The 21,926-nt window shown below is 67.1% G+C and carries 20 protein-coding genes; 18 read left to right on the forward strand and 2 right to left on the reverse strand.

Features of this window, described 5'->3' with window-relative positions; translation table 11 throughout:
* Positions 1–63: 63 nt before the first annotated feature.
* The 9 genes from E1J61_RS17850 (at position 64) to E1J61_RS17890 (ending at position 8,272) form a co-directional block, all read left to right on the forward strand.
* Positions 64–1,281 (forward strand): ABC transporter substrate-binding protein, encoded by a 1,218-nt coding sequence (locus tag E1J61_RS17850; RefSeq protein ID WP_133095361.1) that lies wholly within the window; start codon positions 64–66, stop codon positions 1,279–1,281.
* An 8-nt stretch (positions 1,282–1,289) separates the two neighbouring features.
* Positions 1,290–2,063, forward strand: coding sequence for an ABC transporter ATP-binding protein (locus E1J61_RS17855; protein WP_133095362.1), 774 nt, complete (start codon positions 1,290–1,292; stop codon positions 2,061–2,063).
* Positions 2,060–2,797 carry an ABC transporter ATP-binding protein gene (locus E1J61_RS17860; protein WP_133095363.1) on the forward strand — a complete coding sequence of 246 codons (738 nt, stop codon included), beginning with the start codon at positions 2,060–2,062 and terminating at the stop codon, positions 2,795–2,797. Before E1J61_RS17855 ends, E1J61_RS17860 begins: the two co-directional genes overlap by 4 nt.
* 12 nt (positions 2,798–2,809) lie before the next feature.
* A complete protein-coding gene (locus E1J61_RS17865) occupies positions 2,810–3,694 on the forward strand; it encodes a branched-chain amino acid ABC transporter permease (RefSeq protein WP_133095364.1) in 885 nt (294 codons plus the stop codon).
* The gene (locus E1J61_RS17870) at positions 3,691–4,737 is read left to right on the forward strand and encodes a branched-chain amino acid ABC transporter permease (RefSeq protein ID WP_243736907.1); all 1,047 of its coding nucleotides are present in this window, start codon (positions 3,691–3,693) and stop codon (positions 4,735–4,737) included. The genes E1J61_RS17865 and E1J61_RS17870 overlap by 4 nt, the downstream gene beginning before the upstream one ends.
* Before the next feature lie 82 nt (positions 4,738–4,819).
* A complete protein-coding gene (locus E1J61_RS17875) occupies positions 4,820–5,125 on the forward strand; it encodes a non-heme iron oxygenase ferredoxin subunit (protein WP_133095365.1) in 306 nt (101 codons plus the stop codon).
* An 11-nt stretch (positions 5,126–5,136) separates the two neighbouring features.
* Entirely contained in the window at positions 5,137–6,417 is a 1,281-nt protein-coding gene (locus tag E1J61_RS17880) for an NAD(P)/FAD-dependent oxidoreductase (RefSeq protein ID WP_133095366.1), read from the forward strand.
* Positions 6,418–6,429: 12 nt separating this feature from the next.
* Positions 6,430–7,719: an aromatic ring-hydroxylating dioxygenase subunit alpha gene (locus E1J61_RS17885; RefSeq protein ID WP_133095367.1), complete on the forward strand. Its 1,290-nt coding sequence runs from the start codon at positions 6,430–6,432 to the stop codon at positions 7,717–7,719.
* A 37-nt stretch (positions 7,720–7,756) separates the two neighbouring features.
* Positions 7,757–8,272, forward strand: a complete 516-nt coding sequence (locus E1J61_RS17890) for a nuclear transport factor 2 family protein (protein ID WP_207951223.1) — start codon at positions 7,757–7,759, stop codon at positions 8,270–8,272.
* A 94-nt stretch (positions 8,273–8,366) separates the two neighbouring features.
* Here the strand turns inward: E1J61_RS17890 and E1J61_RS17895 are convergent, their stop codons facing one another.
* Complete coding sequence (locus tag E1J61_RS17895; protein WP_133095369.1) at positions 8,367–8,897, reverse strand: MarR family winged helix-turn-helix transcriptional regulator; 531 nt, start codon at positions 8,895–8,897, stop codon at positions 8,367–8,369.
* A gap of 111 nt (positions 8,898–9,008) precedes the next feature.
* On the reverse strand, positions 9,009–9,680 hold the full coding sequence (locus tag E1J61_RS17900; RefSeq protein ID WP_133095370.1) for an ankyrin repeat domain-containing protein: 672 nt from the start codon (positions 9,678–9,680) through the stop codon (positions 9,009–9,011).
* Between the two features lie 472 nt (positions 9,681–10,152).
* Here E1J61_RS17900 and E1J61_RS17905 point away from each other — a divergent pair, with 472 nt between their 5' ends.
* From E1J61_RS17905 to E1J61_RS17945, 9 genes are all read left to right on the forward strand, one after another.
* Positions 10,153–10,362, forward strand: a complete 210-nt coding sequence (locus tag E1J61_RS17905; protein ID WP_133095371.1) for a hypothetical protein — start codon at positions 10,153–10,155, stop codon at positions 10,360–10,362.
* A 34-nt stretch (positions 10,363–10,396) separates the two neighbouring features.
* Positions 10,397–11,089, forward strand: coding sequence for an intradiol ring-cleavage dioxygenase (locus tag E1J61_RS17910; RefSeq protein ID WP_133095372.1), 693 nt, complete (start codon positions 10,397–10,399; stop codon positions 11,087–11,089).
* Between the two features lie 385 nt (positions 11,090–11,474).
* Positions 11,475–12,518: a TRAP transporter substrate-binding protein gene (locus tag E1J61_RS17915; protein WP_133095408.1), complete on the forward strand. Its 1,044-nt coding sequence runs from the start codon at positions 11,475–11,477 to the stop codon at positions 12,516–12,518.
* A 19-nt stretch (positions 12,519–12,537) separates the two neighbouring features.
* Entirely contained in the window at positions 12,538–13,164 is a 627-nt protein-coding gene (locus E1J61_RS17920; protein ID WP_133095373.1) for a TRAP transporter small permease subunit, read from the forward strand.
* Positions 13,161–15,077, forward strand: a complete 1,917-nt coding sequence (locus E1J61_RS17925) for a TRAP transporter large permease subunit (protein ID WP_133095374.1) — start codon at positions 13,161–13,163, stop codon at positions 15,075–15,077. The genes E1J61_RS17920 and E1J61_RS17925 overlap by 4 nt, the downstream gene beginning before the upstream one ends.
* 37 nt (positions 15,078–15,114) lie before the next feature.
* Positions 15,115–16,605 (forward strand): MFS transporter, encoded by a 1,491-nt coding sequence (locus E1J61_RS17930; protein WP_133095375.1) that lies wholly within the window; start codon positions 15,115–15,117, stop codon positions 16,603–16,605.
* A 530-nt stretch (positions 16,606–17,135) separates the two neighbouring features.
* Positions 17,136–18,539, forward strand: coding sequence for an HlyD family secretion protein (locus E1J61_RS17935; protein ID WP_133095376.1), 1,404 nt, complete (start codon positions 17,136–17,138; stop codon positions 18,537–18,539).
* A 44-nt stretch (positions 18,540–18,583) separates the two neighbouring features.
* Positions 18,584–19,945 carry a hypothetical protein gene (locus tag E1J61_RS17940; protein ID WP_243736908.1) on the forward strand — a complete coding sequence of 454 codons (1,362 nt, stop codon included), beginning with the start codon at positions 18,584–18,586 and terminating at the stop codon, positions 19,943–19,945.
* Between the two features lie 2 nt (positions 19,946–19,947).
* The gene (locus E1J61_RS17945) at positions 19,948–21,909 is read left to right on the forward strand and encodes a glycosyltransferase family 2 protein (RefSeq protein WP_133095377.1); all 1,962 of its coding nucleotides are present in this window, start codon (positions 19,948–19,950) and stop codon (positions 21,907–21,909) included.
* The last annotated feature ends 17 nt before the right edge of the window (positions 21,910–21,926 follow it).

The raw sequence follows: 21,926 nt of genomic DNA on the forward strand, positions 1-21,926 counted from the left end.
CGCGTCGGGCGAATGCAGCCGTCGCCAACTTCCATCCCTTCGCGCAGACAACCTGGAGCCCCCATGTCCACCTCTCGCATCCTCCGCACCCTTGCCGCGTCATCCGCCCTGCTCGGCCTGGCGCAGGCCACGCCCGCCCTGGCCGACGCCAGCGGCGTGAAGATCGGCGTCATCACCGATATGTCCGGCTCCTATGCCGACCTGTCCGGCAAGGGCTCGGTCGTCGCCGCCCAGATGGCCGTCGAGGAGTTCGGCGGCAAGGCGCTGGGCAAGCCCGTCACGGTGCTGTCCGCCGATCACCAGAACAAGGCCGATATCGCCTCGTCGCTGGCGCGTCGATGGTTCGATACCGACGGCGTCGACATGGTGATCGACTTCCCCAACTCATCGACCGCGCTGGCGGTGCAGGAAGTCGCGCGCCAGAAGCAGAAGATCGACATCGTCTCCACCGGCGGCGCCATGGCGCTGACCAACCAGAACTGCTCGCCCACGGGGTTCCACTGGGCCTGGGACACTTACTCGGTGTCGTATCCGCTGGTCCGGCGCCTGATCGACCAGGGCCGCAACAGCTGGTACTACATCACGGTGGACTACGCCTTTGGCCAGTCGCTGGAAGCCGATTTCCGCAAGGCGGTGGATGCCGGCGGCGGGAAGAACGTGGGCAGCACGCGCCATCCGCTCAATGCCAGCGACTTCAGCAGCCCGGTGGTCGCGGCCTCGGCGTCCAGGGCCAAGGTAGTGGTGCTGGCCAATGCCGGCAATGACATGATCAACGGCGTCAAGGCCGCCGGCGAGTTCGGCCTGATCAAGGCGGGCCAGACGGTCATCACGCCGTCCACCTTCATCACCGATATCAAGAGCCTGGGCCTGCCCGCCGCGCAGGGCCTGACCTATGTCGATCCGTTCAGGCTCGACCTCGACGCGAAGTCGAAGGATTTCGTCGAGCGCTACTACAAGCGCCACAAGGCGTATCCCACGCACGGCCAGATCGGCGTCTATTCCGGCGTGCTGCACTACCTGAAGGCCGTGGAAGCCGCCAAGACCGTCGAGGCCCCCGCGGTGGCGGACAAGATGCGCGCGCTGCCCGTCAACGACGCCTTCGTGCGCAATGGCAAGGTCCGGATCGATGGCCGCATGGTGCACGACATGTACCTGGCCCAGGCCAAGACGCCGGCGGAATCGAAAGGCCCGTGGGACCTGGTCAAGTACATCGGCACGATCCCCGGCGACGAGGCCTTCCGCCCCCTCTCCGCCAGCGAATGCCCGCTGGTCAAGAAGTGAGCGCGCCAATGCCTGAGCAAGACGTGATCCTGCGCACGCAGGGGCTGACCAAGGCGTTCAAGGGCTTTACCGCCGTCAGCGATGTCAGCCTGTCGGTGCGGCGGGGCTCGATCCATGCGCTGATCGGGCCCAATGGCGCCGGGAAGACCACCTGCTTCAACCTGCTGACCAAGTTCCACGCTCCCTCGTCGGGCTCCATCCATTTCAACGGTGCCGACATCACCGCGCTGCGCCCGGCGCAGATCGCCCGCATGGGCGTGATCCGTTCGTTCCAGATTTCCGCGGTGTTCCCGCAGCTGACCGTGCTGGAGAACGTGCGCATCGCGCTGCAGCGCAAGCTGGGCACGTCGTGGCATTTCTGGCGCGGCAGGCGCTCGCTGTCGCAGCTGGATGCGCGCGCCATGGAGCTGCTGGACGACGTGGGCCTGGCCGGCTTCGCGCACCTGGGCACGGCCGAACTGGCCTATGGCCGCAAGCGCGCGCTGGAGCTGGCCACCACGCTTGCCACCGATCCCGAGCTGATGCTGCTGGACGAGCCCACGCAGGGCATGGGCCATGAGGACGTCGAGACGGTGACCGCGCTGATCAAGCGCGTGTCGGCGGGACGGACCGTGCTGATGGTGGAGCACAACATGAGCGTGGTGTCGTCGATCGTCGATCGCATCACGGTGCTGCAGCGCGGCGCCGTGCTGGCCGAGGGCACGTATGACGAGATCTCGCGCAATCCGCAGGTGAAGGAAGCCTATATGGGAACCACGGAAGACCAGCAGGAGGCCGCATGACCGCAACCGCCACCCCAGCCCTGGAACTGCGGGGCCTGCATGCCTGGTATGGCGAATCGCACATCCTGCACGGCGTCGACCTGTCGGTCCAGCCGGGCGAAGTGGTGACGCTGCTGGGCCGCAACGGCGCGGGACGCACCACCACGCTGCGCGCCATCATGGGCCTGGCCGGCACGCGCAAGGGGTCGGTACGCGTATTCGGCAAGGAAACTATCGGCATGAAGACGCACCGCATCGCGCCGCTGGGGCTGGGGTATTGCCCGGAGGAGCGCGCCATCTTCGCCAGCCTGTCGTGCGAAGAGAACCTGATGCTGCCGCCGGCTTTCGAGGCAGGGCCGGGCGCGACGGGGCTGCGCGAGCCCATGTCCGTTGCAGAGATCTACGAAATGTTCCCCAACCTGCATGAGCGGCGCAAGAGCCAGGGCACGCGCATGTCGGGCGGCGAGCAGCAGATGCTGGCGGTGGCGCGCATCCTGCGCACCGGCGCCAGCGTACTGCTGCTCGACGAGATCTCCGAAGGGCTGGCGCCGGTGATCGTGCAGAAGCTGGCGAAGATGATCGCCACGCTGCGCCGCCGCGGCTACACCATCGTCATGGTGGAGCAGAACTTCCGCTTTGCGGCACCTCTGGCGGACCGCTTCTTCGTGATGGAGCACGGCCGCATCGTCGAGGCCTTCGGTGCCGGAGAACTGGAACGGAAGATGCCCGCGCTCAATGCCCTGCTGGGCGTGTAAGGAGACCTTGTCATGGAATTGTTTGGAGTGCCCCTGCCCGCGCTGCTGAGCCAGCTGCTGCTGGGGCTGGTCAACGGATCGTTCTACGCGATCCTGAGCCTGGGGCTGGCAGTGATCTTCGGCCTGCTCAACGTCATCAACTTCGCGCATGGCGCGTTGTTCATGCTCGGCGCTGTGCTGGCCTGGATGGGACTGAACTACCTCGGCATCAACTACTGGGTGATGCTGCTGCTGGCGCCGCTGGTGGCCGGCGCGCTCGGCGTGGTGCTGGAGCGCACCATGCTGCGCCACCTGTACCGCTTCGACCACCTGTATGGGCTGCTGCTGACGCTAGGCATCTGCCTGCTGATCGAAGGCTTGCTGCGCTCGGTCTACGGAGTTTCCGGCCTGCCCTACCCTACGCCGCAAGCGCTGACCGGTGTCAGCCAGCTCGGTTTCATGGTGCTGCCCAACTACCGTGCCTGGGTCGTGGTGGCTTCGCTGGCAGTGTGCTTTGCCACCTGGTACATGATCGAGAAGACCCGGCTGGGCGCGTACCTGCGCGCCGGCACCGAGAATCCGCGCATGGTCGAGGCCTTTGGCGTCAACGTGCCGCTGCTGGTGACGCTGACCTATGCCTTCGGCGTGGGCCTGGCGGCGCTCGCCGGCGTGCTCGCCGCCCCGGTGATGCAGGTGTCGCCGCTGATGGGGCAGAACCTGATCATCACGGTGTTCGCGGTGGTGGTGATCGGCGGCATGGGCTCGATCCTCGGCTCGATCTTTACCGGCCTGGGGCTGGGTGTGTTCGAAGGCATTACCAAGGTCTACTACCCCGAAGCTTCCGCGACCGTTGTCTTCGTCGCCATGGTCTGCGTGCTGCTGGTGCGGCCGGCCGGTTTGTTTGGAAAGGAGAAATGATGGCAAGCCCCACTTACGCAACGCGGCCGCTGCTCGCGTACGGACTGGTGCTGGCAGCACTGCTGCTCGCGCCCGGGCTGGGCGCCTACCCGGTGCTGGTGATGAAGCTGCTGTGCTTCGCGCTGTTCGCCTGCGCCTTCAACCTGCTGCTGGGCTATACCGGGCTGGTGTCGTTCGGCCATGCCGCCTTCTTCGGCGGCGCGGCCTACGCCTGCGGCTACGCGATGAAGTCGCTGCAGCTCACGCCGGAACTGGCGCTGCTGGGCGGCACCGCCTTCGGCGCCCTGCTGGGGCTCGTGTTCGGCGCGCTGGCGATCCGCCGCCAGGGCATCTACTTCGCCATGATCACGCTGGCGCTGGCGCAGATGTTCTACTTCTTCTGCCTGCAGGCACCGGTCACCGGCGGCGAAGACGGCATGCAGGCGGTGCCGCGCGGCGAGCTGTTCGGCGTGTTGCCGCTGGCGTCCGACCACACCATGTACTACGTCGTGCTGGCGATCACCGTGGCTGCCTTCCTCGGGATCATGCGCATCGTCAACTCGCCCTTCGGGCAGATCCTGCGGGCGATCAAGGAGAACGAGCCGCGCGCGGTCTCGCTGGGCTATGACGCGGACCGGTCCAAGCTGCTGGCGTTCGTGCTGTCCTCGGCGCTGGCGGGGCTGGCGGGGGCGCTCAAGACGCTGGTGCTGGGCTTCGCCACGCTGACCGATGTCCACTGGATGATGTCGGGCTCCGTGATCCTGATGACCCTGGTCGGCGGCATGGGCACCCTGTCCGGCCCGCTGGTCGGCGCGCTGGTCATCGTCGCGCTGGAGAACAAGCTGGGGGATGCGGGCAACGCGCTGGCGGCGATGACCGGGATCGGCTGGTTCGATACGTTGGGCGAGTCGGTGAGCATGGTGACAGGGCTGATCTTTGTGGTCTGTGTGCTGACATTCCGCCGCGGCATCATGGGCGAGATCCTGGCGCGGTCGCAGGCACGTCCGACGCTGCAGCACAATGCCGCGGCTACGCCAGGGACGGCACGCACCAGCCAGGGTTAACGAGGATATTTCACGCCCAAAACATCAGTACACTGATCTCATATATTCAGCATACTGACAAATTAGATTTACGGAGATGACCATGGCATGGATTCACATCGATGCGGCCGACACGCTGCAGAACGACGAGGTGATGCCGCTGACGCTGGGCGATCGCCAGCTTGCCGTCTATCGCAGCGATGACGCGTACTTTGTCACCGACAACGTCTGCACGCACCAGTACGCGCTGCTGTCGGACGGCTACCTGGAAGACGGCTGCATCGAATGCCCGCTGCACCAGGCCCGCTTCGACATCCGCACCGGCAAGGCGATGTGCGCGCCCGCCACCGGCGATATCCGCACCTACCCGGTCAAGATCGAAGACAGCCGGGTGTGGGTCGAGCTGTAACGGAGCCGGTCATGACACAGCACACGACCATCCTGATCGTCGGCGCCGGCCAGGCCGGGGCCATGGCCGCCGCCGCGCTGCGCGGCCTTGGCTATGGCGGCCGCATCGTCATGGCAGGCGGCGAACGGCACGCGCCGTACGAGCGCCCGCCGCTGTCCAAGTCCGTGCTCGCCGACGCCGGACAGGACGGCAAGATCGGCGTACACCCCGCCAGCTTCTATGCCGACCAGGGCATCGAGATGCGGCTCGGCACCTGCGTCACCGCGCTCGATGCCGCGCGGCAAGTCGCGCACCTGGCCGACGGCAGCGCCATCGGCTATGGCGCCTGCCTGCTCGCCACCGGCGGCAATGCCCGCGCGCTGCCCGCGCTGCCGCCCGGCACGCCCCATGTGCATTACCTGCGCTCGCTGGACGACGCGGCGCGCCTGCGCGACGCCATGCAGCGCGTTGGCGAGTTGGTGGTGATCGGCGGCGGTTTCCTTGGCCTGGAGACCGCTTCGACCGCTGCAGGCATGGGCCTGAAGGTCACGCTGGTCGAGAGCGCGGACCGCCTGCTGGGTCGCGCGCTTCCGCCGGAGCTTGGCGCATGGCTGGCGGATCGGGTGCGGGCGCAAGCCGTGACCCTGCGTCTTGGTTGCGGCATCGCTCACTGCGATGTCCAGGGCGATGGCGTGCAAATGCGGTTCGACGACGGCTCCGCGCTGCCCGCTCCGCTGGTGGTGGTCGCGATTGGCCTGATACCGGAAGTGGCGCTCGCCGCCGGCGCTGGCCTGGCGCTGCATCCGCAGAATGGCGGCATCCAGGTCGACGAACAGTGCCGCACCAGCGCGCCGTCAATCTATGCCGCTGGCGACTGCTGCAGCCAGTACCAGCCGCTGTTCGGCGCCGAGATGCGGCTCGAGTCCTGGCAAAGCGCCAATGAACAGGCGCGCATCGCGGCGGCGGCGATGCTGGGCGTGGCGGCGGAGCCCGCGGCGCTACCGTGGTTCTGGACCGACCAGTTCGGATGCAACGTGCAGATGCTCGGCGCCGCGCATCCGGATATCCGCTATGCCTGGCGCGGTATCGCGGCCCACGATGCCGCCGCCCCGAAGTTCATGCTGCTCGGCACCCGCCACGGCCGCCTGCGCCATGCCATTGCCGTGAATGCCGGCGGCGACCTGCGCCAGCTGCGCACACTGGTCGGACACGACGTCTCGGCGCATCTGGCACGCCTGTGCGACGACACATTGCCGCTGCGGCAGGTCGTCCGCGAACGGCAGGCGGAAGCAGACAGCTCCATCACACTCTGAGAGGACTCCCACATGTACCAGACACAAGCGGTGATCCAGCACACGCTGGGCAAGAAGAACCCGGGACTGGATGAATGCCGCTGGCCCGAGGACGGACTGCACTACATCCCGGACTGGGTCTACACCAGCCAGGCCGTCCATGACCTGGAGCTGCAGAAGATCTTCCGCGGCCGCTCATGGAACTATGTCGCGCTCGAAGCCGAGATCCCGAACGCCGGCGACTTCAAGCGCTCGTATGTCGGCGCGACGCCGGTGGTCGTGTCGCGCGCCGAGGACGGCTCGATCCATGTCTTAGAGAACCGGTGCGCGCACCGCGGCGCGGAGTTCTGCCGGCACAGCCAGGGCAACACCAAGGAATTCGTCTGCCCTTACCACCAGTGGTCCTATGACCTCAAGGGCAACCTGCAGGGCGTTCCGTTCAAGCGCGGCGTCAACCGCGCCGGGGGCATGCCCCGGGACTTCCGCAACGAAGACCATGGGCTGGTGAAGCTGCACGTGGCAACGCGCAACGGCGTGATCTTTGCCTCCTACGCAGCTGACATGGAAAGCCTGGAAGACTACATGACGCCAGAGATCCTGAAGGATTTCGACGTGGTCTTCAACGGCAAGCCGCTCAAGGTGCTCGGCTACTACAAGAACGAACTGCCGTGCAACTGGAAGATGTACCACGAGAACCTGAAGGACCCTTACCACGCCACGCTGCTGCACTCCTTCCTGGTGGTGTTCGGCCTGCTGGTGGCGGGCAACGAGTCTGCAATGATCGCCGACCCCGTGCACGGCCGCCACGGCACCATGGCATCGGCCAAGAAGGAAGACAAGTACGCGGCCGTCAGCGACGAGAACAAGAAGGAGATGCGCTCGTACCACGAAGGCATGCGCCTGGAGGACGAGCGCTTCCTGGAGTACGTGCGCGAGTTCGACTCGCCGTGGTCGGTAACGATGCAGACGATCTGGCCGAACCTGATCGTGCAGCGCGAGATGAACACGCTGGGCGTGCGCCAGATCGTTCCCAATGGCCCCGACAGCATGCTGATGCTGTGGACCATGTTCGGCTACGAGGACGATACCGACGAAATGACGCAGCACCGGCTGCGCCAGGGCAACCTGATGGGCCCCGCCGGCTTCCTCGGTCTGGAGGACAACGAGGCGATGAAGTTCGTGCAGGAAGGCGTGCGCCGCTCCAGCAGCGACCTCAACGTGCTCAAGCTTGACGCGCAGCAGGTCGGCACGTCCAGTTCCCTGATCTCCGAATCCGCGATCCGCGCGATGTACCAGTACTACCGCGGCGTGATGGGGTTCTGAGGGCGGCCTGACGGGAATCCAAAAGCATATGAAACCAATGAACTACTCCCTCTATCGCGAGAGCACCCTCGGCACCGCGCGCGCGATCGAACTGCGGCTGGAGATCGATGCCTTCCACGCGGACTATTGCGCGGCACTGGACGCCGGCGTGGTCGAGCGCTGGCCGGGCTTCTTCACCGACGATGCGCTTTACCGCATCACCGCGCGCGAGAACGCCGAACGCAACCTGCCGGTCGGGCTGGTCTATGCCGAAGGCATCGGCATGATGCGCGACCGCGCCGCGGCGATCGCCAATACGCAGATGTTCGCGCCGCGCTACAACCTGCACCTGGTGACCAATACGCGGGTCAGCGATGAAACCGCCGACGGCGACATCGTGGCGCAGGCCAACTTCATGCTGTTGCAGACGCTGGTGGAGGGGCCCACCACGATCCATCTCGCTGGCACCTATCACGACCGCTTCCGCCGCCAGGGCGGCAGGCTGCTGCTGCGCGAGCGCCAGGTGGTTTACGACACCACCATCATTGCGAACGACCTGGTCTATCCGGTCTGAGGCAGCTGACAGGTCAAACCGGCGATGGTGGTCTCCCCTCTCCCGCAAGCGGGAGAGGGGAGCAAACCGACGCCCGCCGTTGTTGCTTACTTCATTACATGCTCCGCAGCACCGTGCGGCTGTACTGGTTGTTGGCTTCCACCAGCGTCGCCAGCAATTCCATGAACACCTCCCGCTGCGCCGGCTTCAATGGAGCCAGCATGCGTTCCTGCGCGCGCGCCATGTCGGCGCGCAGCGACGTGACCACGCTCTTGCCTTCGCGCGTCAGGTGGACATGGCGCGTGCGCCGGTCCGCGGGGTTCTCGCGGCGCTCGACCAGGCCGCGGTCCTCCAGCCGGCGTACCACGTCCATCGTCGTGGTCCGGTCCAGTCCCACTTCCTGTCCAAGCGAAGTCTGGTCCAGTCCGGGCAGCACCGACAACACGGTCAGGATGGCGTACTGCACCGGCGTGATATTGGGCGCCTTGCACTCCTCGAAGAACATCGCCACGTGGATCTGATGAAGCCGCCGCACAAGAAACCCGGGACGTGCCCAGAGCAACTCCTTGGCCGGATCCGCTTCCGGCACCGCAGTTGCCGTACTGCCGTTTTCACTCGTTGCGCTGCGCTTTGCTCTCGGAGACATCGCCTTCACCATTTTGTATGCACACTGACAGTATATATGAGGCACGGTGGAGACGACTCGCCCTGAACGGGCCAACAGCGCGTCGCGTGGATGGCCCGAAGCGCCGGCGCCTCAGCGCGCGCCAGCGGCGCTGAGAATGCGCTCGATCTGCGCATGGCCGCGCTGGCGCGCATGCTGCAGCGGGGTGACGCCCTCGCCGTCGGCGAGATTCACATTGGCGCGCGCCTGCACCAGCAGGCGTACGATCTCGGTATGCGCGGCGCCGCCGTTGCCGAGGATGATGGCCTCGAGCAGCGCCGTCCATTTCAGCCGGTTGACATGGTCGACGTCCACGCCCGCCGCGATCAGCATGCGCACGGTCTCGACATGCCCGCGCTCGGCGGCGGGAATCAGCGCGGTGCCGCCGTAGCGGTTGGTGCTGCGCAGGTCTGCGCCGTGGGCCAGCGCCATGCGCAGGATCTCGTTGTGGCCGCGCGCGCCGGCGTAGAGGTAGGGGCTGTCCTGGATCGCATCCTTGGCATTGACGTCGGCGCCGGCCTCGATCAACGCCTTTGCCGCCTGCACCTGGTTGTGATGCGTGGCGACCAGCAGCGCGGTACGTCCCTGCGCGTCGCGGGCGTCGATGGTAGCGCCGCTGGCAAGCAGCGCGCGCACGCGTGCGGCGTCGCCGCTGGCAGCGGCGGCATGGAGTTCGGTGGCCGGCAAAGCGCCGGCCGCGGAGGAAACGTGGGTCAGCATGGCAATGACAAAGGCAAGGCAGAGGAGCAGGCGCGCGGCCAGCATGCAAGGAACTCCGTGCGAAATGAGAAGGAGAAGATAGCGGCCATGGTCGCGCAGCAGGAGCGGCCTGGCCGCGCATTCTGTCACGCCGGCACCGCGCGCCGGAAGTTAAGGTTCTGAATGGGATCCAGTGCCAAAGCGAATGGCTGGCCGCGTGTGCCACTGGCCAAGCCCACGCCACCGGCATGGCCATCACACTGTCATCGTCGCTGGCCGATAATGGCTCCGACACCGGTGCCCGCGAGGCAACTTGTAACGGCAAGTACTGGCAAGGAACCGTGCGCCACCGGTGCCGTCAAACAAGCTAGCCGCTTGAGACCGGACATGCCACCGGGCACCGCGCTGCAGCATTCGTGCCGCAACGCAGCACGCACGGCCGCACGTGCCAGGGTCTCCATGGCGCGCTTCTTCGCGCGGGCGCCGCGTGCGCCCTGCAGACTCCCAGCAAACGCCCCCTCTAGCCAAGGAGATGAACGTGCTGAGCCCGCATGAATTTGCCACGCTATTGCTATTGAGTGACGGCCCCGACTCCCTCGATTCGAGCGATTCCCGCCAGATAGATCCCACCGACCTGAAGGCCCTGGTCGAAAAACAATTGGTCCAGCTGGAAGTCCTGCACGGTTGCCGGCAGGAACCGCGCATCACCAGCCACGGCTACTCGATGCTGAAAGCCATGGGACGCTGAGGCGTCCCGCCCATCACCCAACCGGCTGACCCACATGGACGTGCGCCCTGCCGCCGGTATTGCCGGGACGGCCCATTCCGACACCGCGCGCCGCCGCTTCCTGCAAGAACTTGCGGGCCTGCTCGCGCTCGTCGGCGCCGGCACCGCAGGAGCGCAGGCGCCGGCAGCGTGCCTGCTCACCCCCGAGGCAACCGAAGGACCCTTTTACCTTGACGACGCGCTGCTGCGCGCCGACATCCGCGACGGCCGCCCCGGCCAGCCGCTGCGGCTGCGGCTGCGCGTGGTCGAGGCACGGCGCGGCTGCGCGCCCGTCCAGGGCGCGCTGGTCAGCGTGTGGCACTGCGACGCCAGTGGCAGCTACAGCGGCGAAAGCGCCACCAATCGCCAAACCCGCTACCTGCGCGGCGTGCAGCCCACCGGCGCCGACGGCGTGGCGACGTTCACCACGATCTATCCCGGCTGGTATCCGTCGCGCGCCATCCATATCCACTTCAAGGTGCTGCTGGCGCACGCGGAAGTCCTGACCAGCCAGCTGTATTTCGACGATGCGCTCAGCCGCCAGGTGCTAGGCAGCCACCCTGCCTACCGCGCGCATGGCGTGCCGACGCGCCCAACCACAGGGGATCCGATTGCCGGCAGCAGACCCAGCACTGTGCGCGTGAACCAGCCCGGGGAAGCCGGCGGCGCGCTCGAGGGGGAGTTCACGATAGGGATTGCGCGCGCCTGAATCTTGCGGCAATGCCGCATCGGCGTCCGCGCTGCAACGCCAAAGTGAGCCAGCCCTCACCGCCCGGGTAATCCCTACATTGTGGTTCTCTGTCCATTTCCTACCATGAAGGGAATCAAGGGCCACCCTGCGCAGCGCGAGCGCGGCCTCCTGGTCCAGCGCTTTCCCGATTTTCCCGACTTTTCCGGTGTTCAATGCAGTGGCGAGCTGCCTCGGCCCATGGCCGGCGCTCGCGGTCATCCACCCACACATGGAGGCAATCATGGCATCCAGGACGAGGAAAACCCAGGCGAAGCAGGCTGCTGCGGAGACTGGCGGCGGGGGTGGCGTCTCGCGGCGCGGCTTTCTCGGCGGCGCCGCCGGGGCAGCTGCCGGCGCTGCGGCAATGGGATTCCCCGCGGTCGTCAAGGCACAGGGCCCGATCACCATGCGCTGGCAGAGCACATGGCCGACCAAGGACATCTTCCACGAGTTTGCCGGCGATTTCGTCGCCAAGGTGAACAATATGTCGGGCGGCGACCTGAAGATCGAACTGCTGCCCGCCGGCGCGGTGGTCAAGGCGTTCGACCTGATCGATGCCGTCAGCAAGGGCACCCTCGACGGCGGCCACGGCGTGATCGCGTACTGGTACGGCAAGAACTCCGCCCTGGCGCTGTGGGGCTCCGGCCCCGCCTGGGGCATGGATCCGAACATGCTGCTGGCCTGGCACAAGTACGGCGGCGGCAAGCAGCTGCAGGAAGAGATCTACCGCAGCCTGAACCTCGACGTGGTCTCGTTCCTGTACGGGCCGATGCCGACGCAGCCGCTGGGCTGGTTCAAGAAGCCCATCACCAAGCCGGAGGATTTCAAGGGACTGAAGTTCCGCACGGTCGGTCTGTCGATCGATATCTTCACCGGGCTGGGCGCCGCCGTGAACGCGCTGCCCGGCGCCGAGATCGTGCCGGCCATGGACCGCGGCCTGCTCGACGCCGCCGAATTCAACAATGCCAGCTCGGACCGCGCGCTGGGCTTCCAGGACGTGTCCAAGGTCTGCATGCTGCGCAGCTTCCACCAGGCCTCGGAGCAGTTCGAAATCCTGTTCAACAGGAAGCGCTATGACGCGCTGCCCGCCAAGATGAAGGCGCTGATCGCCAACGCGGTGGAAGCGGCCTCGGCGGATATGTCGATGAAGGCGATCGACCGCTATTCCAAGGACTACCAGGCGCTGCAGGCGCAAGGCGTGAAGTTCTACGCCACGCCCAACTCGGTGCTGCAGGCACAGCTCAAGGTCTGGGACGAGATCGTGGCGCGCAAGGAAAAGGAAAACCCGATGTTCAAGAAGGTCAACGACTCGATGAAGGCCTTCGCGCAACGCGCCACCCGCTGGCAGAACGACACCAACGTCGACTTCCGGCTGGCGACAAGCCACTACTTCTCCAAGCGCAGCTGAGCGGCGCCGGGGCACCATCGTGCAACGCCTGCTGTTCGGCATCGACCGGGTCAGCACCTTCGTCGGCCAGGCCGGCTCGTGGCTGATCATCGCGCTTACGCTGATGATCAGCTACGAGGTGTTCTCGCGCTACGCGCTCGGCGCTCCGCACGCGTGGGTGTTCGATGCCAGCAACATGATGTACGGCACACTGTTCATGCTGGCCGGCGCCTACACGCTGGCCAAGCGCGGGCACGTGCGCGGCGATATCCTGTATGGCTTCCTGTCGCCGCGCATGCAGGCGGCGATCGACCTGGTGCTGTACCTGGCCTTCTTCTTTCCCGGTGTGATCGCGCTGGCCTGGGCCGGCATCGACTTCTTCGAGGTCTCGCTGGCGCAGAACGAACACTCATCGATCGCCGCCGACGGCCCGCCGATCTACCCGTTCAAGGCAGTCATCCCGATTGCCGGCGCGCTGTTGCTGTTGCAGGGAGTGGCCGAGACTATCCGCTGCATCCTGTGCCTGCGGCGCGGGCAATGGCCGCCGCGCGAAGGCGATGTCGAGGAAGTGGACGTCGACAAGCTTAAGGAAATGGTGCAAGGCACGCCGACCGCCGAGCTGGTTGACACGCCCCCGCCACCCCACCGCGAGGACGCCGCGCGATGAGAAAGGAACTCTGGTTCGGCGTGACGCTGATGGCGCTGATTGTCGGCGCCGTGATCTGGTTCATGCCCGCGCCCGGCGACTGGACCAACGGGCATCTCGGCCTGCTGATGCTGGCGCTGATCGTGGTGGCGATCATGCTGGGCTTTCCCACCGCGTTCACGCTGATGGGCATGGGCGTGCTGTTCTCATGGCTGGCCTATCGCCACGCCAACCCCGAGATCGCGGTGCAGCAGACGCTGGACCTGATGGTGCAGCGGGCCTATGCCGTCATGACCAATGACGTGCTGATCTCGATCCCGCTCTTTGTCTTCATGGGCTACCTGGTCGAGCGCTCCAACCTGATCGAGAAGCTCTTCCGCAGCCTGCACCTGGCGCTGGCCTGGATTCCCGGCTCGCTGGCGGTGGCCACGCTGGTGACGTGCGCGATCTTCGCGACCGCCACCGGCATTGTCGGCGCGGTGGTCACGCTGATGGGCCTGCTGGCATTTCCCGCGATGCTGCGCGCCGGCTACAGCACGGTGCTGTCGGCCGGCGCGGTCACTGCCGGCGGATGCCTGGGCATCCTGATCCCGCCGTCGGTGCTGCTGATCGTGTATGGCGCCACGGCGGGCGTCTCGGTGGTGCAGCTCTATGCCGGCGCGTTCTTCCCGGGGCTGATGCTGACCGGCCTCTACATCCTGTACATCCTGCTCATCGCCAAGCTCAGGCCGCAAATGGCGCCGCCGCTGCCCGAAGACGAACGTGCGGTGCCGCTGCCGGCACTGGCCGGCACGCTGCAGGCTGGCGGCGCGGTGCGCGCACTGCCCGCCTTCGGCGCCGGCATGCTGCGCGCACTCAAGGGCCCGCGCAATGCAGACGTATCCACCGCGGCGTTCGCGCGCCAATTGGGCATCGTCTTGCTGCCCGCGCTGGCCGTGGCAGTGATCATGGGCACGTTGTACGAGGCCATCACCGCGCCCGCCGCCAGCGTCGCCGCCGAAGCGCCGCTGGCCTTGGGCGGTGCCGAGGAAAGCAGCGCGCCGCTCGATGAGCTGCAGGCGCCCCCGGAGGAAACTCCGATCCCACCGGGGACCGTGCCGGCACCGGCGGCGGATACGACCGCCGCCGCGGCTTCCGCGCCGCAGGATGTACAGCCGGCGCCCGCAGCGGCCGCGGCATCACCCGCGCCGCGCTGGTTCTGGGTCACGCTAGGTGTGGTCGTGGTGCTGATGGTCTATTTCTACTGGCGCTTCAGCTTTGCCCGGCTGGAGATCTTCAAGATGCTGCTGTCGTCGTTCTTCCCGCTGGCGCTGCTGATCCTGGCGGTGCTGGGCTCGATCGTTTTCGGGCTGGCCACGCCGACAGAAGCGGCCGCGGTGGGATCGCTGGGCGGCGCGTTGCTGGCAGCCGCCTATCGCCAGCTCAATTTCCGCGTGGTCAAGGAATCGGTACTTCTGACGGCCAAGACCAGCGCCATGGTGTGCTGGCTGTTCGTGGGCTCGTCGATCTTCTCGGCGGCGTTCGCGCTGCTGGGGGGGCAGGCGCTGGTCGAGCAATGGGTGCTGTCGCTGAACCTGTCGCCGGTGCAGTTCATGATCCTGGCCCAGATCATCATCTTCCTGCTCGGGTGGCCGCTGGAATGGACCGAGATCATCATCATCTTCATGCCGATCTTCATCCCGCTGCTGGATAACTTCGGCATCGATCCGCTGTTCTTCGGCCTGCTGGTGGCGCTGAACCTGCAGACCGCGTTCCTGTCGCCGCCGGTGGCAATGGCCGCGTTCTACCTGAAGGGCGTGGCGCCGCCGCACGTGACGCTGAACCAGATCTTCCTCGGCATGCTGCCATTCATGGGCATCCAGCTGATCGCGCTGGCAATGCTGTACGTCTTCCCCGGCATCGGCCTCTGGCTGCCCACGGTGCTGTACCGCTGAAGCCGGGGGGGCGCCGCGGCGCCTATACTGGTTGGCAATGCCGAACGCAACGCCAGCCGATAGCGCGCTCGCCACCCTTCCGCTCGATACCGCATTCCGCACCGACATCCCCGGGCGGCTGGACCGCTTGCCTTGGTCGCGCTGGCACTGGCGCGTCACCATGGCGCTGGGCATTGCCTGGGTGCTCGACGGGCTCGAAGTCACGCTGGTGGGTTCGGTCGGCGCCGTGCTGGAGCGTCCGGACACGCTGGGGCTGAGCGCGACGCAGGTCGGCTGGACCGGCTCGCTCTACATCCTCGGCGCGGTCATCGGCGCGCTGGTCTTCGGCCGCATGGCCGACCGGCTCGGGCGCAAGCGGCTGTTCCTGACCACGCTGGCGGTCTATATGCTTGCGACGCTGGCCACCGCGTTCGCGCCGGGCTTTGCCTTCTTTGCCGCTTGCCGCTTCCTGACCGGGCTGGGCATAGGCGGCGAATACGCGGCAATCAATTCCGCCATCGACGAACTGATCCCCGCGCGCGTGCGCGGGCGCGTCAACCTGGCGATCAACGGCAGCTTCTGGCTCGGCGCGGCATTGGGCGCGGGCCTGAGCCTGCTGCTGCTCGATGCGCGCGTGCTTGGGCCGGTATGGGGCTGGCGCGCCTGCTTTGCGCTGGGCGCGCTGCTGGCAGTGGCGATCGTGCTGGTGCGCCGGCACGTGCCCGAGAGTCCGCGCTGGCTGGCCACGCACGGACGTCTGGAGGAAGCCGAGCGCGTGGTCGCCACCATCGAAGCCGAGGTGCGCGCGAGCCATGGGCCGCTGCCGCCGGTTGCTTCCGATTGCGCCGCGGTCGCGATGCGCCGGCGCGCTGCCCCCGGCGTGGGCGAGGTCTTGCGCCTGCTGCTGCGGCGCTATCGCCAGCGCAGCACGATCACGCTGGCGCTGATGGTGGCGCAGGCGTTCTTCTACAACGCCATCTTCTTTACCTATGCGCTGGTGCTGACGCGCTTCTACCACGTGCCGGAAGCGAGTGTGGCGCTCTACATCTTCCCGTTCGCGCTGGGCAATGCCGCCGGGCCCTTCCTGCTGGGCCCCCTGTTCGACCATATCGGACGCCGGCGCATGATTGCCGCGACCTATGTGCTTGCCGGCATCGGGCTGGCGCTGACCGGCTGGGCCTTTGTCGAAGGCTGGCTCGATGCGCGCGCGCAGGCGTTGTGCTGGTCGGCCGTGTTCTTCCTGGCTTCGGCGGCAGCGAGTTCCGCCTATCTCACCGCCAGCGAAGTGTTCCCGCTGGAAATGCGTGCCCTCGCGATCTCGGTGTTCTACGCCCTCGGCACGGGCACCGGTGGCTTTATCGCGCCATTGTTGCTGGGTGCGTTGATCGAGAGCGGCAGCCGCGAGGCGGTGGCAGCGGGCTATGGCCTCGGTGCGGCACTCGTCACCATCGCTGGCCTGTTGGCGTTGCGTTATGGCATCGATGCCGAACGGCGTCCGCTGGAACAAGTCGCGCCGCCGCTTGCTGCGGATGATCACCCGCAACGGTAAGCCAGCGCTTAGTCAGCGCCTGTCCGAAAGTCTGCAGCCCGCGCCAGACAACGTTCCCGGCCCCTGCGCGCGCCCGTCGCGTCTTGCTGTCGCAACTGCCATTATGAAGGCCGTATTAAGCAGGACTAGGACCTCCCCTTACACATTCTTACAGCAAGCCAAGGGGCAACTGACTAGCCTTAACTCACGCGCGGCGGCCTGAGTGCATGAATCTTAGCGTCAACAGGCTGCCACCTCGTGGCCATCGCCTTGCTGCTCGCAGCAGCGATCGGCCATTGTTCAACGCTGCCCGAAACAGACCGGGCAAATCCACGGACCGGACCGAGGTCCGATGCAAAGTGCGCCGCAGCGGCTGACTGCCTCAGCGCGCGTGCTGCAGACAACAAGCTGAATTGGGGACTAGCAGGCCCGGGCATCGCGCGACAGCTCTTGCGCGACGCCACGCGCTTGCCTGCGAATTTGCTCGTCCGGCATGCGTTGCGTGCAGCCGGAAGGGACGCTTTTGACTTGCTTGCCGGAGAACAACGACCATGGCCGACCAGCGCAACAACCCACCTCCGCCTTCCACACACCCGCCGCGCAACACGCTGGCCCCCGCATCGCAGCGCCAGCCGCACGGTGACGGGGTGGTCCAGCGCCAGCAGCCGGTCGCCATACCGCTGTGGCATATCGTGCCGCGCATGGCCGGCTATGGCGTGGTGCTGTTCATTGTGTGGGCGGTGCTGACGATTATGTTTCCGAATGTGTTTACGCGTTCGTCGGAGCGTGCCGTGATCAATAGTCCCGTCAGCCTGGTGACCTCGCCGGTCGAAGGCATCGTCATGCAGCAGAAGGTGGCAGCGGGCCAGAGCTTCACCGCCAACCAGCCGCTGATGGTGGTGCAGAACCCGAACATCGACCGCTCGCTGCTGGTCGAGCTGACCGGCAAGAAGCTCGATACGCAGCAGCGCTACGATTCCGCGCGGGCGCGGCTGGAATCGAACCGCCGGCTGATGGGCGCCACCGAGCAGGACCTGCAGCGCTACAACAGCGCCGCGCAGCGCGAGCATGCGACGCGCGTGCGTGCGCTGCAGGCGCGGCTGGCGTCGGCCACCGCGCAGGAGGACCAGCAGCAGGAGGTCGTCAACCGCAACCAGAACATGCAGTGGGCAGGCGCGGTGAGCGAGGCCTACACCAATGCATCGCGCTACCAGTTGTCGATGCTTACCAACGCCAAGGCCGCGGTGAAAGCCGAACTGGACAGCGCCGTCGGCGAAAGCGAAGCGTCGCGCAACAAGGTCTATGCCTCGTCGGCGGACGGCCCCAGCGCTTCTCTGTCGCAGCGGCGCCAGGCGCTGAGCGCCGAATCCGCGCAGCTGACCGCCGAACTGGAGCAACTCGAGGCGTACGGCAAGTCAGTCGACGAGCTGCTCGCCACCGAGCAGCAGCGCATCGACCGGCTGTCCAACCTTGAGATCCGCTCGACCGAGGCCGGCACCATCGAAGACCTGATCGCGCAACCCGGCATGCGCGTGGCAGCGGGCGCCACGCTGGCACGCGCCAGCAACTGCGCGCAGACGCGCGTGGTGGCGGTATTCCCGCGCAGCCTCAGCGACAACCTGTTGCCGGGGGCGCGCCTGAACGTGCATGTCGACGGACTGCCGGCGGCGCTGCCGGCATCGGTGGCGGAGGTCCTGCCGCGCGCGCCCGACGGCGACCAGGCGCGCTACTTCGTGCCGTTCCCGCCGATCGAGAAGAACGAGATCTACGTCATCGCCAAGCTCGACCGGCCGCTGGGCAAGCTGCCGGACAAGCCGAATGCGTCCGCATCGGCGACCACGGCCAGCGCGGGCGGTACCGCACCGGCGACCTCGGGCCACTGCGGCATGGGCCGCTGGGCACGCGTGACGCTTGATCAAAGCTGGCTGGGTCAGCTGCGGGCATCGCTGACTTGAGCCACCGACCTGAACGGGCCTGAACGGACACCACGGAGACGAGCATGATCCGACGACCGTTGCCTCCACCGCGCATGCGCCGGCTAGCCGCTGCACTGTTGCTGCCGGCAGCGCTCGCACTCGCCCCGGCCGCCGCGCATGCGCAGGCGTCGCAGCAAACCCTGCTGGCCGAAGGCTGCAAGGTACTGGCCGAGCGTGTCGGCCGTGAAGCCGGCAACGGCCCGGTCTTCCTCGCCAGCTATGAGCCCGCGCCGGGCGGCGAGCCGCTGGTGCCGGCGCTGCGCAACGCCGCCTTCGTCTACGACAACGCGCTGGCCGGCATCGCGCTGGTGGCGTGCAAGCGTCCCGCCGAAGCGCGCCGCATCGCCGACGCCGTGCTGCAGGCGAGCCGGCAGGACCGCCACTATCGCGACGCACGGCTGCGCAACGCCTATCGCGCCGGCCCGCTGCCCGCAGGGCCGGCACCGTTGCCCGGCTGGTGGGACGAGCCCAGCAAGCGCTGGTTCGAGGACGCCTACCAGGCCGGCACCGCCACCGGCAACGTCGCCTGGGCCGCCCTGCTGCTGCTCGCCGTGCACGAAGCCACGCGCGACGCACGCTACCTGGACGGCGCCGCTGCGCTGATGGGCTGGGTCCACGCGAGCGTGCCCGATACCGGTGCGCCCGCGGCCTATACCGGCGGTTTCTTCGGCCACGAGCCCAGGCAGATCCGCCAGGGCTGGAAATCGACCGAGCACAACGTCGATACCTATGCCGCCTTCAGCTGGCTCGCCAGCCTGCGCAACGACCCGCGCTGGCGCGACGGCGCGGCGCTGTCGCGCGGCTTTGTCAATGCCATGTGGCAGCCGCGCGAGGGCCGCTTCGTGATCGGCACCAAGGACGACGGCCGCGGCCTCAATGCCGGCCCGTCCGCACTCGATGCCGTGCTGTGGCCGCTGATCGCCCTGCCCGATACGCCGCGGGACTGGTACCGCGCGCTGGGCTGGGTCGATGCACGCCATCGCGCCGGCGCGGGTTACGGCTTCAAGGCCAGCCCGGACGGCATCTGGACCGAAGGCACCGGCCAGGCCGCGCTGGTGCTGCAGGCCGCTGGCCGCGCGCAACAGGCGCAGCCGTTGTGGCCGCTGCTGCTGTCGCAGCGCGCTCCCTCGGGCATGCTCTACGCCACGCCCGATGCGCGCATCAGCACGGGGCTGTCGATCGGGCCCACGTCGACCACCGAAGACTTCCACTACTTCCACCTGCCGCATCTTGGCGCCACCGCGTGGGCCGTGCTCGCGGCAGCGCGCTGGAATCCGTTCCGCCCCGGCGGCTGCCTGGACCCGTCGTGCCCGCCGCCTGCCATCGCCGCGGCCAATACCGGCACCACCAACGCCACCAACACCAACGCCCCCGGCAAGGACTGACGATGTTCACCCTCTTTCTCGAGAACCAGTCGCTGCTGGCCATCAACGGCGGCGTGTTGCTGGCGATGGTGCTGCTGACGCTGCTGTGCCGCCAGGAGCGGCCGGCTGACCGCATGCTGTTCGGCGGCATCACCTTCCTGCTGCTGATGGTCTACGTGACCTGGCGCGTGCGCGAGACGCTGCCCCCATGGCAGCCGACCTTCGCCAGCGCATGGGCGCATGTGTTCTTCGCCTTCGAGTGCATGACGCTGGCCTACACGCTGCTGTCGATCGTGGTGCTCAGCCGCAACAGCAACCACTCGCCCGCGGCCGACGCCGGCGAATCCGCGCTGCGCCGCGCCGCACACGTGCCGCGCGTGGACATCTTCATCGCCACCTACAACGAAGGACTGGACATCCTGGAAAAGACCATCGTTTCGGCGCTGGCGATCGACTATCCCGATTTTCGCGTCTGGGTGCTCGACGACACGCGCCGCGACTGGCTGCGTGAATTCTGCGGCCGCGTCGGCGCTTACTACGTGACCCGCCCGGACAATGCGCACGCCAAGGCCGGCAATCTCAACAACGGCCTGCGCCACAGCGCCGATGCCGGCGGCGCGCCGTACATCCTGGTGCTCGACGCCGACTTCGCGCCCCACCGCAACATCCTGCTGCGCACCGTGGGCCTGTTCGACAACCCGCGCGTGGGCGTGGTGCAGACCCCCCAGTTCTACTACAACGCTGACCCGATCCAGTACAACCTGCGCGCCACCGAGTGCTGGGTCGACGAGCAGCGCGCGTTCTTCGACGTGATGCAGCCGGCCAAGGACGCGTGGGGCACCGCGTTCTGCATCGGCACCTCGTTCGTGGTGAGGCGCGACCTGATCGAACACATCGGCGGCTTCCCGACCGGCACCGTGACCGAAGACATCCACCTCACCTACCGGCTGCTGCGGCACGGCTATATCACGCGCTGGCTCAACGAGCGGCTCAGCGTGGGACTGTCCGCCGAAGGGCTGCCCGAGTACATCAGCCAGCGCAGCCGCTGGGGGCTGGGCACGGTGCAGGTGGCGCTGACCGCCGACGGGCCGCTGCGCGGTCCCGGCTACACCGCGGTGCAGCGGCTGCACTACGTGCACGGGCTGCTGCACTGGATGTCGCGGCCGTTCACGCTGATGCTGCTGGCGGGGCCGCTGCTGTACTGGTATTTCGGCGTCTCCACGCTGTACGGCGAGCCGCTGCAATTCCTCGCCTACGGCCTGCCCGCGCTGGTGGCGTACTGGGCCTACAGCATCTGGATCACCGGCCAGCGCGCGCTGCCGATCTTTACCGAAGTCACGCAGATCGTCGCGTCGCTGGCGGTGACAGTGTCGCTGGTCAGCGCGATGTTCAAGCCGTTCGGGCGGCCGTTCAAGGTCACCAACAAGGGACTGGACCGTTCGAAGCTGGTGATCCACGGCAAGTTCGCGGCGCTGTACGCGAGCCTGCTGGCGTTATCGGCGCTGGGACTGGGGCGCGCGCTGGTGGTCGATGCCGATGCGCAGGGGCTGGCCTTCAATACGATATGGACGGGCGTGGCGCTGATGCTCTATCTGGCTTCGTTCCTGGTCTGCGTGGAGCTGCCGCGGCCGCGCAAGGAAGAGCGTTTCCCGCATCGCGCCGCGGCCTTGCTGCGCGTGGACGGGCGCGAATACCGCGTCACCACGCACGACCTGTCCTGCAACGGCGTGGCCGTGACGACGCCGCTGGCCGCCGCCTTCCACCCTGGCGCCGAAGGCGCGCTGTGGCTGGCGCAGACCGGCTGGATTCCATGTCGCGTGGTACGGCGCGATAACCAGTTGCTTGGCATCGCGCTGCATGCCGACATGGCGGCGCGTCACAGCCTGATCCGCCTGCTGTTCAGCGATCCCGCGCACAACATTGCCCGCCAGGGCCAGCCGCGGCTGGCGATCTCGCGCTTCATGCGGCGCGCGCTGCTGGGCTGAACAAAGACTGCCTTTCC

Origin of the sequence: Cupriavidus sp. L7L (assembly GCF_004353535.1) — a bacterium.
Lineage (GTDB): Bacteria > Pseudomonadota > Gammaproteobacteria > Burkholderiales > Burkholderiaceae > Cupriavidus > Cupriavidus oxalaticus_A.